Annotated in this window: 15 protein-coding genes and 1 pseudogene; 3 read left to right on the plus strand and 13 right to left on the minus strand. The window is 38.9% G+C overall.

Going from position 1 to position 15,120, the window contains the following annotated elements:
* Window positions 1–326: 326 nt before the first annotated feature.
* The 8 genes from cbpD to HT715_RS04795 all read right to left on the minus strand — a co-directional run bounded on the left by cbpD (window position 327) and on the right by HT715_RS04795 (window position 8,341).
* Window positions 327–1,445: a choline binding-anchored murein hydrolase CbpD gene (cbpD, locus tag HT715_RS04760; protein WP_054392556.1), complete on the minus strand. Its 1,119-nt coding sequence runs from the start codon at window positions 1,443–1,445 to the stop codon at window positions 327–329.
* A gap of 88 nt (window positions 1,446–1,533) precedes the next feature.
* Window positions 1,534–1,800 carry a Veg family protein gene (locus HT715_RS04765; RefSeq protein WP_001278160.1) on the minus strand — a complete coding sequence of 89 codons (267 nt, stop codon included), beginning with the start codon at window positions 1,798–1,800 and terminating at the stop codon, window positions 1,534–1,536.
* A 1-nt stretch (window position 1,801) separates the two neighbouring features.
* Complete coding sequence (gene dnaB / locus HT715_RS04770; protein WP_000852490.1) at window positions 1,802–3,154, minus strand: replicative DNA helicase; 1,353 nt, start codon at window positions 3,152–3,154, stop codon at window positions 1,802–1,804.
* 43 nt (window positions 3,155–3,197) lie between these two features.
* Entirely contained in the window at window positions 3,198–3,650 is a 453-nt protein-coding gene (gene rplI / locus HT715_RS04775) for a 50S ribosomal protein L9 (protein ID WP_000864214.1), read from the minus strand.
* On the minus strand, window positions 3,647–5,620 hold the full coding sequence (locus tag HT715_RS04780; RefSeq protein WP_138707177.1) for a DHH family phosphoesterase: 1,974 nt from the start codon (window positions 5,618–5,620) through the stop codon (window positions 3,647–3,649). Before HT715_RS04780 ends, rplI begins: the two co-directional genes overlap by 4 nt.
* Window positions 5,621–5,755: 135 nt before the next feature.
* Window positions 5,756–6,304 carry a ribosome-associated translation inhibitor RaiA gene (raiA, locus tag HT715_RS04785; protein WP_000599099.1) on the minus strand — a complete coding sequence of 183 codons (549 nt, stop codon included), beginning with the start codon at window positions 6,302–6,304 and terminating at the stop codon, window positions 5,756–5,758.
* Between the two features lie 79 nt (window positions 6,305–6,383).
* A complete protein-coding gene (locus tag HT715_RS04790; RefSeq protein ID WP_000649947.1) occupies window positions 6,384–7,046 on the minus strand; it encodes a ComF family protein in 663 nt (220 codons plus the stop codon).
* Window positions 7,043–8,341 carry a DEAD/DEAH box helicase gene (locus HT715_RS04795; protein ID WP_138707176.1) on the minus strand — a complete coding sequence of 433 codons (1,299 nt, stop codon included), beginning with the start codon at window positions 8,339–8,341 and terminating at the stop codon, window positions 7,043–7,045. The genes HT715_RS04790 and HT715_RS04795 overlap by 4 nt, the downstream gene beginning before the upstream one ends.
* Before the next feature lie 55 nt (window positions 8,342–8,396).
* Between HT715_RS04795 and HT715_RS04800 the strand changes: the two genes are divergently transcribed.
* The 3 genes and pseudogenes from HT715_RS04800 (at window position 8,397) to cysK (ending at window position 10,243) form a co-directional block, all read left to right on the plus strand.
* Complete coding sequence (locus HT715_RS04800; RefSeq protein ID WP_000395743.1) at window positions 8,397–9,032, plus strand: YigZ family protein; 636 nt, start codon at window positions 8,397–8,399, stop codon at window positions 9,030–9,032.
* 104 nt (window positions 9,033–9,136) lie between these two features.
* Window positions 9,137–9,220: pseudogene (locus tag HT715_RS11860) on the plus strand (PH domain-containing protein); the annotation flags it as partial.
* A gap of 96 nt (window positions 9,221–9,316) precedes the next feature.
* On the plus strand, window positions 9,317–10,243 hold the full coding sequence (gene cysK / locus HT715_RS04805) for a cysteine synthase A (RefSeq protein WP_023940641.1): 927 nt from the start codon (window positions 9,317–9,319) through the stop codon (window positions 10,241–10,243).
* Window positions 10,244–10,364: 121 nt separating this feature from the next.
* Here the strand turns inward: cysK and tsf are convergent, their stop codons facing one another.
* The 5 genes from tsf to mreC form a co-directional block, all read right to left on the minus strand.
* Window positions 10,365–11,405, minus strand: coding sequence for a translation elongation factor Ts (gene tsf / locus HT715_RS04810; protein WP_023936278.1), 1,041 nt, complete (start codon window positions 11,403–11,405; stop codon window positions 10,365–10,367).
* A gap of 78 nt (window positions 11,406–11,483) precedes the next feature.
* Entirely contained in the window at window positions 11,484–12,263 is a 780-nt protein-coding gene (rpsB, locus tag HT715_RS04815) for a 30S ribosomal protein S2 (RefSeq protein ID WP_000268466.1), read from the minus strand.
* 222 nt (window positions 12,264–12,485) lie between these two features.
* Window positions 12,486–13,673 (minus strand): CHAP domain-containing protein, encoded by a 1,188-nt coding sequence (locus HT715_RS04820; protein WP_023936275.1) that lies wholly within the window; start codon window positions 13,671–13,673, stop codon window positions 12,486–12,488.
* A gap of 93 nt (window positions 13,674–13,766) precedes the next feature.
* Window positions 13,767–14,261 carry a rod shape-determining protein MreD gene (gene mreD / locus HT715_RS04825; protein WP_023933023.1) on the minus strand — a complete coding sequence of 165 codons (495 nt, stop codon included), beginning with the start codon at window positions 14,259–14,261 and terminating at the stop codon, window positions 13,767–13,769.
* Window positions 14,261–15,079 (minus strand): rod shape-determining protein MreC, encoded by an 819-nt coding sequence (gene mreC / locus HT715_RS04830; RefSeq protein WP_023933021.1) that lies wholly within the window; start codon window positions 15,077–15,079, stop codon window positions 14,261–14,263. The genes mreD and mreC overlap by 1 nt, the downstream gene beginning before the upstream one ends.
* Window positions 15,080–15,120: the final 41 nt, after the last annotated feature.

Raw genomic sequence — 15,120 nt, forward strand, 5'->3', positions numbered from 1 at the left:
TCTCGTGATTTACGCATATGGGTTACGACTACCTTTTTGGACTTTAGAGTTTCTGGCCCCCTTATCCGCTATATACGCCTTACTATCACCTTCCTGTTCGTAGAGCCACGATTTCGCTATCCCTTCCTCTGACGATTCTTATTTCCAGTGTCAGACTTAAAACGGTCTATCCCCAGACCGTTTTAATCCGCTACCTCACGATAGTCAGGCTTGGGAATCGCTATTGGGTTCACCGGTAGCAGGTGCCCACCGAGGACTTACACCTCAGATGCACGACATGCCCGTCGTACCAGAAAAGAGCAGGAAAAATTTCCTACTCCAATTTTCTACACTCGTTCTCCATCACTGTTTACTCTGTAGCCATCCACCGTCGTATTAACAGCTAGGGCACCTGAAGAGTAAGAATAATACCACTTACCAGAAACTTGATACCAGCCTGTTTTCATTGCCCCTGAACTATCCAGATAATACCACGAGCCATTTTCCTTTAACCATCCTGTCTGCATTTCACCAGATAATTTCAAATAATACCAGCTAGAACCGTCTTTCAGCCAGCCTGTTGATTTAGAACCATTTGATTTGAAATGATACCAACTACCATTTATTTTCTTCCAACCGACAGTTGGACTACTATTGGATCTATAGCTAGAGCTATTTCCTGATTGATTCTGATAATTTTGTGAAGAAGTCACTCCCTCTAGCTGTATATAGCGACGACTTCCGTTATAAGCCGTATAACTCAACCACTTGTAGCCATCTTTTTCGAGAATTTGATTATAATGAACCTTCTCCCCAGGATAATAGTAATCAATCACAGTTGCGCTAGCTAGAGGTTGATTTTTGATAGCTGACTTAGTCTTAAAATAATGTGTGCCCCCTGTTGAAGCTAAGGATTGACTAGTCCCAACACTGCCACCAGCCAAATCTTTAAAATGAATAAATCCTGTCATCGTATTTGCTTTTATACTTCGTTTATTATAGGCTTCTGTATAACCATAGTTATATTCCTCGATCTCAATCTGATCTCCCATTACATTTGACACCCAGGCAACATGCCCATAAGTTCCTGCAGTAGACCAAGCAATGGAGCCAATCGTCGGTGTATTATCTACACGATAGCCTTCACGACGAGCACGATGCCCCCATTCATTCGCATTTCCATAAGCCCTTGGAATCTCAAAACCATTGACATTACTCAAACGAAAGGCTGCGAAAGAAGTACACTGACGAGAATACATGCGCCACTGATCAATCTCCTGGCTCCCATTTTTATAATAAGCAGGATAATCATCTCCACGCGCAATCGATCCATTCCCTCCAGAGTAGGCATAGACACTATCACCCGCTGCTAGCATCAATCCTACTACTAAAAAAGAAACAAGCTTTTTAACTGACATCTTCAAGTAATAACTTGTCCCTCTTGCTATAAACGGTAAAATTTTCATTCTTCCTCCTTGAAAAATAATATAAATCGAAGATTGCCTTCACTTAAACTATTCGGAGAAAAAAGAAAAAGTGAGAAAATCTCTCACTTTAGTCCAGATAATGAATCAAATTCTTTTCTGTAAGGATATCTGAGTAGGTAAAGGATTCAACGTAAACATTAGCTTGTTTATCTCCTTCAACGTTCCCAAATTCCACAATAAATAGGGATGGATAAACTTCAATTAACTTACCCAATCTATTTTTTTGGCGCTTGCGCCCATTTTCCAAAGTCATTTCAATTACATGACCCTCATGCGCCTTGATTTCCTCTTTGATTTTTTTCATCTTGGCTACATCTGTAAATGCATCTGACATCTTATGCCTCCCTCTTTGAGATACTTGAAAATTTATTGTATTCTTTTTGGAAAATCAATTCCACAGTTCCACGAGCTCCACTACGGTTTTTCTCGATAATAACTTCCACCTTATTATTTGGTATGCCTTCCTCTTCTTCACCACCACGCTCATAGTAATCGTCGCGATAAAGAAAGGCTACGATATCAGCGTCCTGCTCGATAGACCCAGATTCACGAATATCAGACAAGACTGGTCTTTTATCCTGACGTTGTTCTACACCACGAGACAACTGACTCAGAGCGATTACTGGAACCTTCAGTTCCTTGGCTAGGATTTTCAACTGACGTGAAATTTCTGAAACTTCTTGTTGGCGGTTTTCTCGCCCAGTTCCCGTGATAAGCTGCAAGTAATCTATCAAAATCAAACCTAGATTGCCCGTTTCTTGAGCCAGTTTACGAGAACGAGAACGAATCTCTGTAATTCGAATCCCTGGCGTATCATCGATATAGATACTTGCGTTTGCTAGGTTCCCTTGAGCAATGGTATATTTTTGCCACTCCTCATCGGTCAATTGACCTGTACGGATAGAATGCGACTCAACCAACCCTTCTGCCGCTAACATACGATCGACTAGACTTTCCGCACCCATTTCCAGCGAAAAGATAGCAACCGTTTTGTCCAACTTAGTCCCAATATTCTGAGCGATATTCAAGGCAAAAGCTGTCTTACCAACCGCCGGACGAGCTGCTAAGATAATCAACTCCTCTTCATGCAGACCAGTCGTCATATGATCTAAATCACGATAGCCTGTCGCAATACCTGTAATATCGGTCGTTTGTTGCGAGCGAGCTTCCAGATTTCCAAAGTTGACATTCAACACATCTCGAATGTTCTTAAACCCGCTTCGATTAGCATTTTCACTGACATCAATCAGGCCTTTTTCTGCCTGAGCAATGATTTCATCAGCTGGTTGCGACGCTTCGTAAGCTTGATTGACAGACTCTGTCAACTTGGCGATTAATCGCCGTAACATAGCCTTTTCTGCAACGATTTTAGCATAATACTCCGCATTAGCAGAAGTTGGCACAGAATTGACAATCTCAACCAAGTAAGACAAGCCACCAATATTCTGCAAATCGCCTTGATTATCAAGAATGGTACGAACCGTTGTTGCATCTATGGCATCGCCACGATCGGATAAATCGACCATAGCTTGGAAAATCAAACGATGGGCATACTTAAAAAAGTCCCGAGACTCAATATATTCTCGCACAAAAACAAGCTTACTCTCATCAATAAAGATAGCCCCCAAAACGGATTGTTCAGCTAAGATATCTTGAGGTTGTACTCGTAACTCTTCTACTTCTGCCATCAGATTTCCCTTCCTTTTACAATCTTGTCAAGAAGGTGTAAACTTATCCTTCTTTCACACGAAGATTGATTACACTTGTGATATCTTGATAGATTTTCACTGGCACATCAATCAAACCAACTGCTCGAATCGGAGCTTGTACTTGAATATGACGTTTATCAATCTTAATTCCAAATTGCTTTTGCAATTCTTCTGCAATCTTCTTATTGGTAATAGAACCAAAGGTACGACCATCTGGACCAACTTTTTCAACAAATTCTACAACCGTTTCTTCTGCTTCAAGTTGGGCTTTAATTGCTTTTGCTTCTGCAATCATCTCAGCGTGAGCTTTCTCTTCAGATTTTTGTTTACCACGAAGTTCACCTACAGCTTGAGCAGTCGCTTCTTTTGCTAGGTTCTTTTTGATAAGAAAGTTTTGCGCATACCCTGTTGGTACTTCCTTAATTTCGCCTTTTTTACCTTTTCCTTTAACATCTGCTAAAAAAATTACTTTCATTCTTCTTTCTCCTTTTCCTTTATTTCATTTAATACAATTTCTGTCAGTTTTTCACCTGCTTCTGACAAGGTTAAATCTTTAATTTGAGCTGCTGCCAAATTAAAGTGACCTCCACCGCCTAACTCTTCCATAATCCGTTGCACATTCAGTTTACTACGACTCCGAGCTGAGATGGATATAAAGCCTTGTGTATTTTTCGCAAGAACAAAACTCGCTTCAATACCTGACATAGCTAACATGGCATCTGCTGCCTTACTAATAACAACTGTATCATAGCATTTCGTGTCCTTAGCCTCTGCTATTAGTACATCTGAACCTAATTTACGCCCCTGTAAAATCAGTTCATTGACCTCACGATATTCTTCAAAATCTGTCGCAGCGATTTCTTGGATAGCAATACTATCACTTCCGCGCGTTCTGAGATAGCTAGCAACATCAAATGTCCGACTAGTCACTCGTGAGGTGAAATTTTTAGTATCCAGCATCATACCAGCCATCAAGACACTTGCTTGCATACGACTCAAACGATTTTTCTTAGAATTTTGGAACTGAATCAACTCCGTTACCAACTCACTGGCACTGCTTGCACCACTTTCGATATAAGTGATAACTGCATTGTCTGGGAAATCCTGATCCCTTCTATGGTGGTCAATAACAATGGTTTGGGTAAATAAATCATAAAAATCTTTTGATAATGTTAAGGCTGTCTTTGAATGGTCTACAAGAATCAACAAAGAACGATTGGTCACCATCCCCATTGCATCCTTAACAGACAACAACTTCGTAACTCCTTCTTTTTCTAAGAATGAAACAGCTCGTTCAATATCTGGAGACATTTGTTCTTCGTCATAAAGAGCATAGCTATTTTCAATCACATTGCTGGCGAACAACTGCATACCTACAGCAGAGCCCAAAGCATCCATATCTAAATTTCTATGCCCAACTACAAACACTTGATCCACACTACGAATCTTATCAGATATGGCTGTCATCATTGATCGAGTACGGGTACGAGTGCGCTTGATGGACGCAGCCGACCCACCGCCAAAGTAGACTGGATTTTTCGTTTCATCATTCTCCTTGACAACCACCTGGTCGCCACCACGTACTTCAGCCAAGTTCAAGTTGAGCAAAGCAACTTTCCCTATTTCATCATGATTTCCATCGCCATAAGAAAATCCCATACTTAAGGTCAAGGGAAACTGCCTCTGTTTCGACTCTTCTCTGAAAGCATCAATAACAGAAAATTTATCATTCATCAAGCCCTCAAGCACCGTATAGTCAGTAAATAGATAAAATCGATCCATACTTACCCGACGAGAAAACATCATGTATTTTTCTGAAAACTCTGATATAAAATTAGCTACAAAACTATTGATTTGACTAATATCTGACTCAGAAGTTGCATCCTCCAAATCATCATAATTATCCACAGACACAACTCCAATCACTGGTCGACTCGTTACTAATTCATCTGTTATGGCTTGCTCCCTGGATACATCTACAAAATACAAAACACCGGAAGAAGAATCCATATGAACAGCATAACGCTTCTCACCCAGCTTAGCATAAGTAGACGGATTTCCTACTGAAGCCTTGATAATCGTTTGAACAGCTTCTAAATCAAAATCGCCATCTTCCTTGGTCAAAATCAATTCAGCATAGGGATTAAACCACTCAACCTCTCCAGAAGATAAATTCAATTTCATAACACCTACAGGCATCTGTTCCAATAGAGCTGTCAAACTTTCTTCCGCTTGGTGGTTTACATACTGTATCTGTTCTACATCACTCCTTGTATAATGCACTCTCAGTTTCTTAAATAAAAAAACATAGCCTCCTACAAAAAGAAACAAAATTAAAACCGTCAACAGATTATTATTAACAAAAATAATGAAAGTGGATAAGACTCCAAACGCAATCAATCCTACTAGAATAGGAAAAATTGGACTTACATAAAATTTTTTCATTCAAAACCTCTTGGCACCCATTATACCATAATACCCCTCAAAAAGCGACTTTTTAAAAGTGTAATCAGTAATTCTATCAATTATAAGAAAAAGGTAGTTTACAATTCAGTAAACCTACCTTTACACATATTGAAATTAAGATTCTTTAACCTCTAACAAACCAATTTCACCATCCTCACGACGATAAATCACATTGGTTGTCTGATCTTCAACATCCACATAGATAAAGAAATCATGCCCCAATAAATCCATTTGTAGAATTGCTTCTTCCAAATCCATTGGTTTTAAATCAATTTGTTTTGAACGAACAACTTTAGACTGGACAACATTTGAATCTTCCACCAAAGCATCTGTAAATAATTGACCAGTTGCTACCTTATTTTTATTTTTACGCTCGATTTTTGTTTTATTTTTACGAATCTGACGTTCAATTTTATCAGTTACAAGGTCAATTGAACCATACATATCTTGAGATACATCTTCTGCACGAAGAGTAATAGAGCCAAGCGGAATCGTTACTTCCACTTTAGCAGTTTTTTCACGATACACCTTCAAGTTAACTCGAGCATCCAACTCTTGTTCAGCTTGAAAATACTTTTCGATCTTTTCGAGTTTAGAAACTACATAATCACGAATTGCTTCTGTTACTTCTAGGTTTTCACCACGTATACTATATTTAATCATATGAGTACCTTCTTTCTAAACATTTTTGTTTTTATGATTTTATTATAACGCTTTCATTCTATTTTTGCAAATTTTTTCCTCATCTTACAAGGGAAAATGTTTTTACATCCTTAGCACCAGCTTCTTCCAACAGTTTCTTGACACGATTTATAGTTGCTCCTGTAGTATAGATATCATCTATAAGTAGGATTTTTTTAGGAATAGTGACTCCACTTTTTATAAAGAAAGGAAGTTCTGTCCCCAAGCGTTCTGAACGATTTTTAGAAGAACTGGCTCTCTCTTCTCTTTTCCCTAGTAAATCCAGATACGAAAAACCTGCTGCCTCTACCAAGCCCTCAACCTGATTAAATCCTCTGTTAACATATCTATCAGGACTTAGGGGAATGACTACAAATTGATACTCTTTGTACTTTTTTAACTCCTCACTTAAAACTGAAGCAAACACTTTTCTTAAAAGGAAGTCTCCATCAAACTTATACCGACTGAAAAAATCCTTCATAGCTTGATTGTAAGTAAAAATCGCTCTATGACTGACTTCAACTCCTTCTTTACACCAAAATTGACAATCTTGACACTTTGTTGACAATCCTATTTTCATACAGTTTGGACAGTGCTCTTCTCCAATCCTCTCAAAAGTAGAATCACAATCTAAACAAAGACAGGAGGCATCATTCTTCAGAAGTAAGAGACTACTAAAAGTTAAAACAGTCTTCATAGTCTGCTCACATAACAAGCACTTCATAGACCAGCCTCCTTATTCATCATCTGAATTTCCTTAATCGCCTTCTTAATTGAAGTATTTAACCCATCATGGAAGAAAAGCAAATCTCCTGTCGGTCTATCCATACTTCGTCCAACTCGTCCACCAATTTGAATCAAACTAGACTTGGTAAACAAACGATGATTGGCCTCTACTACGAAAACATCCACACAAGGGAATGTAACTCCACGCTCCAAGATTGTCGTACTGATAAGTATTGTCAGCTCCCCATCTCGAAAAGCTTGTACTTGCTCTAATCGATCCTCTGTTACAGAAGATACAAAGCCAATTTTCTCATTTGGAAATTGCTCCTGTAAGATTTCTTTTAACTGCTCCCCTTTCTTAATTTCTGAAGCAAAAATAAGTAACGGATAACCTGTCTTTCTCTGCTTATCAATATAGGACTTTAACTTTGGCGACAAACACTTCTTATCTAAGTAGCGATTAAAATCCGATAACCAAATTGGTTTTGGAATAATCAACGGATTTCCATGAAACCGTCTCGGTAAACTCAGTCTTTTTAGTTCTCCTAAACGGACCTTTTTATCTAACTCATTGGTCGAAGTCGCTGTTAAAAAGATTCTCAATCCATTCTCCTTTACACTATTCTTGACAGCGTGGTAAAGCGTGGGATTATCAACATAAGGAAAAGCATCTACTTCATCCACTATCAGCAAATCAAAAGCTTGATAAAACTTCAATAACTGATGGGTCGTCGCAACAACTAGTGGTGTTCGAAAATAAGGTTCCGATTCTCCATGTAGCAAAGCTATTCCGCAAGAAAAATCCTGTTGCAGGCGCTTATACAGCTCCAAACAAACATCTATGCGAGGACTAGCCAAACACACTGCACCACCTCCATTAATCACTTTAGCCACTACTTGATAAATCATTTCTGTCTTTCCAGCTCCTGTTACCGCATGAACTAAGGTTGGCTTTTGCTTGTCTACTGCTTGAAGTAGTCCCTCTGACACCTTCTCTTGAAAAGGAGTTAATTGGCCGCGCCATTTGAGAACATCTTGCTTCGGAAAATCCTCCTGCGGAAAATAGTATAAAGTTTGATCACTTCTGACTCGCTTCATCAGCAAGCACTCTCGACAATAGTAAGCACCGATGGGCAAATACCATTCTTCTAGAACAGTACTATTACAACGTTGACAGAAAAGTTTCCCCTTCTCCTTTCTCATTGCTGGAAGTTTCTCCGCCAACTGACGTTCTTCTTCTGTTAATTCATTCTCAGTAAATAAACGACCGAGATAATTTGGATTTACTTTCATACTTCTTTATTCGTAAAAACTAGCACTTTAGATGATTTTTTAGTACAATTAAATCATGGAATTTAGAACAATTAAAGAGGACGGTCAAGTCCAAGAAGAAATCAAAAAATCTCGCTTTATCTGCCATGCCAAGCGTGTTTATAGCGAAGAAGAGGCTCGTGACTTCATTACTGCCATCAAAAAAGAACACTACAAAGCGACACATAACTGCTCTGCCTTTATTATTGGAGAACGTAGTGAAATTAAACGTACAAGTGATGATGGTGAGCCTAGTGGTACTGCTGGTGTTCCCATGCTTGGGGTACTAGAAAATCACAATCTCACCAATGTCTGTGTGGTTGTGACACGCTACTTTGGTGGTATTAAACTAGGCGCTGGAGGACTAATTCGTGCTTACGCCGGCAGTGTCGCCTTAGCTGTCAAAGAAATTGGCATCATTGAAATAAAGGAACAGGCGGGCATTGCTATTCAAATGTCTTATGCTCAGTACCAAGAGTACAGTAACTTTCTTAAAGAACATAATCTCATGGAGCTGGATACAAACTTTACAGATCAAGTCGATACGATGATTTATGTTGATAAAGAAGAAAAAGAAACTATTAAAGCTGCACTGGTAGAATTTTTTAATGGAAAAGTCACTTTAACTGATCAAGGTTTACGCGAAGTTGAGGTTCCTGTAAACCTAGTGTAAACAATAGATAATACAGTGTTTCACTGATATTTCCACCGCTACTTTAATTAGCAAAATAAAAAGATGCGTACCAAAATATACTAGAAAATGAAGCAATTCAAACGAAACCTGATATCGTTTTCCTTTACACCTATTTACTAGAATTAGCTGAACACAATCGCTTAAAAATTAATGGCTTAGACCTGTGATATAAAAAAATCCTATCACTTCGATAGGATTTCTATATTTTACAAATGGTATAGATAGCGTTATACTAGAAATATCTTATACAAAGAGGTATTCATATGTCTATTTATAACAACATTACTGAACTAGTCGGTCAAACACCGATTGTTAGACTCAACAACATTGTGCCAGAAGGTGCTGCAGATGTCTATGTAAAACTTGAAGCATTTAATCCTGGTTCATCTGTAAAAGACCGTATTGCCCTTAGCATGATTGAAAAAGCTGAACAAGATGGTATTCTGAAACCTGGTTCTACTATTGTTGAAGCAACAAGTGGAAACACTGGTATTGGACTTTCATGGGTAGGGGCTGCTAAAGGGTATAAAGTTGTCATCGTTATGCCTGAAACTATGAGTGTAGAACGCCGTAAGATTATCCAAGCCTATGGTGCTGAACTCGTCCTTACGCCTGGTAGCGAAGGAATGAAGGGTGCTATTGCTAAGGCTCAAGAAATCGCTGCTGAACGTGATGGCTTCCTTCCTCTTCAATTTGACAATCCAGCTAATCCAGAAGTACACGAAAGAACAACAGGAGCTGAAATACTAGCTGCTTTCGGTAAAGATGGACTAGATGCCTTTGTTGCTGGAGTGGGTACCGGTGGAACGATTTCTGGTGTTTCTCATGCACTCAAATCAGCAAATTCAAACATTCAAGTTTATGCAGTGGAAGCTGATGAATCTGCTATTCTATCTGGTGAAAAACCTGGTCCTCACAAAATTCAAGGTATCTCAGCTGGATTTATTCCTGATACACTTGATACTAAAGCCTATGATGGTATCGTTCGTGTAACATCAGATGATGCTCTTGCACTCGGACGTGAAATTGGTGGAAAAGAAGGCTTCCTTGTAGGGATTTCCTCAGCTGCAGCTATCTACGGAGCCATCGAGATTGCCAAAAAATTAGGTACAGGTAAAAAAGTCCTTGCTCTAGCACCAGATAACGGTGAACGTTATCTCTCTACAGCACTCTATGAATTTGAAGTTTAGTCTCCTAAATACAATTGGCCCTTATTATAGGGCTTTTTATTTTTACCTTGAAAATAGGAAGCTCTCCCTATAAGGATCGACTGCATAGAAAAAAGGAAGCAAATTTACTTCCTTTCTATAATTAGTTATTCAAGGCTGCTGCCATTGTAGCTGCAACTTCAGCTTCAAAGTCGTTTGCAGCTTTCTCAATACCTTCACCAACTTCAAAGCGAGCGAACTCAACTACTGAAGCGTTAACTGATTCAAGGTATGCTTCAACTGTCTTGCTGTCATCCATGATGTAAACTTGTGCAAGAAGTGTATAAGCTTGGTCAACTTTAGTGTTGTCAAGCATGAAGCGATCCATTTTACCTGGGATAATTTTGTCCCAGATTTTTTCTGGTTTGCCTTCTGCAGCCAACTCAGCTTTGATGTCAGCTTCAGCTTGAGCAATCACTTCATCAGTCAATTGTGCTTTTGATCCATACTTCAAGTGTGGAAGAGCTGGTTTGTTAACCATTGCACGACTTTCGTTATCTTGGTCGATAACGTGGTTCAATTGTGCCAACTCATCTTTAACAAATTGCTCATCCAATTCTTTGTATGAAAGAACTGTTGGTTTCATCGCTGCGATGTGCATTGAAATTTGTTTAGCAAGTGCTTCGTCTCCACCTTCGATTACAGAGATAACACCGATACGTCCACCGTTATGTTGGTAAGCTCCAAAGTGTTGTGCGTCTGTTTTTTCAATCAATGCAAAGCGACGGAATGAGATTTTTTCTCCGATAGTTGCTGTTGCAGATACGTATGCAGCTTCAAGAGTTTCACCTGAAGGCATTGTCAAAGCAAGAGCTTCTTCGTTGTTAGCTGGTTTTCCTTCAACGATTGCTTTAGCTGTTGCGTTTACTAACTCAACAAATTGAGCGTTTTTCGCAACGAAGTCAGTTTCAGCATTTACTTCAACAACTGCTGCAATGTTACCGTCAACATAAACACCAGTCAAACCTTCTGCAGCAACACGGTCAGCTTTCTTAGCTGCCTTAGCCATACCTTTTTCACGAAGCAATTCAATCGCTTTTTCGATGTCACCGTCTGTTTCTACAAGCGCTTTTTTAGCGTCCATAACACCGGCACCAGATTTTTCACGCAACTCTTTTACAAGTTTAGCTGTAATTTCTGCCATTTTGATTCTCCTATATTTTTTAAAAATAGGAGAGCCGGGCTAAGCCCCGCCCTCCTAGGTAATTACTATTTATATAAATTAAGCGTTGTCGCCTTCTACAACTTCAACGATTTCTTCAATTGAATCTGCTTGAGTTTCTGAAGCTGCAAATTCTGCTTCAACTGCTACTGCATCCTCACCTTGACGTCCTTCGATGATAGCGTCAGCCAATTTAGCTGTGATCAATTTAACAGCACGGATAGCGTCATCGTTAGCTGGGATGATTACATCAATATCATCTGGATCAGTATTTGTGTCAACCATCGCTACAACTGGGATTCCCAATTTTTTAGCTTCTTTAACAGCGATTTGCTCTTTATGTGGGTCAACTACGTACATCACATCTGGGATACGAGGCATATCTTCGATACCACCCAAGAATTTTTCAAGACGCGCACGTTGTTTGTTAAGAAGTGCAACTTCTTTCTTAGGAAGAACTTCGAAAGTTCCATCTTCTTCCATACGTTTGATTTCTTTCAAACGAGCGATACGTTTTTGGATTGTTCCCCAGTTTGTAAGAGTTCCACCCAACCAACGGTGGTTGATGAAGTATTGACCTGAACGTACTGCTTCTTCAGCAACTGCATCAGCTGCTTGTTTCTTAGTACCAACGAACAATACAACTGCATCGTTAGCTGCTGCATCACGCATGAAGTCGTATGCTTGGTCAGCATATTTTACAGTTTGTTGCAAGTCGATAACGTGGATTCCGTTACGTTCAGTAAAGATGTACTTAGCCATCTTAGGGTTCCAGCGACGAGTTTGGTGACCAAAGTGTACACCAGCCTCAAGAAGTTGTTTCATTGAAATTACTGCCATGAGTATTTCTCCTTTTTGTTTTTTCCTCTTCTTGACTTCAACTCGCAAAACGACCCAAGGGCAACTGCTTCACAATTCATCAAGAATGAGTATTATCGTTCATACGACAATTTTTATTCTACCATACTTTTTCGATATTTTCAAGCTATTTTGATGGGATTTTTAATAGTTATTGTCTCTGGTAAAATCTGAAAAGAGGGCTCTATTCGAGTCCCTCTATAATTAGTCTGCATAAATATATGTTACAAAACCTTCAGAAGTCGTTGTTGGATTGAACCATCCACGGTGATTTCCAATTGTACGATTCCCAGCATAATTTGATTCTGATACTTGGATACGTGTTGTTGATTCAACAGCTGTAACAACCGCTACGTGACCATATCCACCATCGTTCCAACATGCAATTGCTCCAACTTGAGGTGTTGAACCTGTACGGAAACCTGCTGCTGCTGCACTTGTGGCCCACTGTGCTCCATTACCCCAATAGTCTCCAGCCCAAGGTGCTAATGTTTTAACTCCCCATGTACATTCACCAATTGGATAAGTTGAAGCATTTGTACTGTATGTTGGGCGTTGTTTGACTGCCACAGGAGTATATGTTGTTGATTCCGAAGAAGCTACAGCTTGAACCTGTGCTGCAAAAGTCGTATTTCCAGAAGCAACAACTGTTTGTTGTTGACTTACTTGTTTTGCCTTATAAGCTGCTTCTGCTGCCGCAGCTGCACGAGCCTCTGCCTCAGCTGCTGCTTTTTGCTCTAATAGACTTGCTTTTTCCCCTTCAGCTGTCGCTTTCTCAGCAGCAAGACTCAATTCAGCAGCCTTTAGTTCTGCCTGTTTCGTAGTCAATGCTTGAGCATCATCAGCTAATTTTTGTTGATTAGCAATTACAGTATTGATAGCATCATTATTTGCTACTTGTTTTTCAGAAATAGCTTTTTTATCTGCCTTTTGTTGTTCTAACATTTTGTTGTTCGCAGATACGATTTCACTCATTGCAGTAACACGTGAAATAGCTTCTGTAATTGATTTTGAGTTTACAATGGTATTGATATAGCTAGTTGCAGCTCCATTTGTTTGAGCACTACGAGCTTGTTTTTCCAAAGATTGGTTACGAGAAACAATGTTTTTGGAAAGTTCTGTAATCTCACCCTCGAGTTTCTTAGATTCTGCTTGTAATCTATCATTTTCAGATTGCAAGTTAGATTGCTCTGCTTGAATCGCAGATACTTGCTCCTGAATTTGATCAACTTGTTTTTGTGCTTCTTCTTGTTGTGCTGTTAAATTACTAATTTTATTATCTTGAGCAGCAATTTTGTCATCAGTCGTTTCTGCATGGGCAGTCGTCAATACTGCTGCCTGGGAAACCATTACTGTACTTAATAAAAGCGAGGCTAAGATTTTTTTCTTCATGGCTAATAAATACTCCTTCTGTTTAAGACAATACTAGTATACCAAAAAAAATTCCAATAAACATTACGCCTTTGTTACATTTATATGTCGTTCTTATAGATAATATTTTTCAAAAATAAATTGAAAAACAGTAATCCATAAAAAATTTAAAATCATCGTCGGTACCAAGCTATAGACTATAAAAATCGACATGCTATCTACTGTCAACCCTACCATAAAAGCCAAAAGATAACTACCCATTTCAAACAGGAATGTCAGCACAATCATAGCTAGCATTCTTGTCCAACGATTCAACAAAATAACACTATTCAATTTATGAAGGAAGGCTCCCAATAAGATAAATAAGAGAGTTGCAATCCCTATTAGATGGAAAAAGTAAACATCATAAACCAAGCCTATAACAAAACAATAGACTAGATAGAGATACTCTGATACTTCTATCGTCTCAAATAAGAGAAATAGAAACAGAAAATGACTAGCCAAATGTACATGGGGGAAAAATGAGCCCAGAAGCTGGCTAATATGGGCGTCAATTAGAACAAAGAAAGGAAGCAATAAAAATACTCCAACCTGCTTCAACTGTCTCATTATGAATTCCCCACTAATTCTATCACATCCACATTATGAGTATCTGCACTCAATTTAACAGTTACTTCTCGTGTCAAATAGTCTGTACTATGCGTTGTGGCAACCACTTCACCAACAGGAATATCCGCAACATTAAAGTTTCCTAATCCACCCGTTGTCACCTTATCGCCTGAACTAATATCGCTATTACTATTTAATTGGCTAATTTTAAGAACTTCATTTTCCTTGTCGTAGCCAACAATAATACCATAAATTGTGGTAGTGCCGTGTTGAATTTTAACAGAAATCTTATCAGCATTTTCCGTATTTGTCAGAAGGTTGACCATAGTAGAGTTGTCCTCCACTTTTGAAACACTCCCAATCAAACCACCGTTTGCAATTACTAACATATTCTCAGAAGCACCTTTTGATCTACCTGCATCCAAGGTCAACTCCTGCTTCCAAGATACCGGAGAACGCATAATAACATCTGCTGCCAAAGTCTTTGTGGCTTGCAATTTAGACTTCATATCAAGCAATTGACGCAGTTGTTCATTTTCCGTCTTTAAACTTTCCGCCTCATTTGATTTGACTTCTAACTGGTAAAGCTGTTTCTTCAAACTTTCATTTTCATTATATGCTCGTGTCAAATGAGCCAAATCTGATTTGACAGAATCAAACCACCGAAAAGGTTTTTGCACAACCCTATCAACCAATGAGATTCCATCTCCTAATTTTGTCACAATTGTACTTGAATAAGTCGTCGCTAAGAGAGCTAAGACAAGCAGAACAGTGACAAAAACAATAATGACATATTTTGATTTTTTAAAACGGTTCATATCCCTACCTTTATATCAAGAACTGTTACAGTAACTTTTTT

The sequence above is a fragment of the Streptococcus sp. 4155 genome, from assembly GCF_013276695.1.
GTDB lineage: Bacteria > Bacillota > Bacilli > Lactobacillales > Streptococcaceae > Streptococcus > Streptococcus pseudopneumoniae.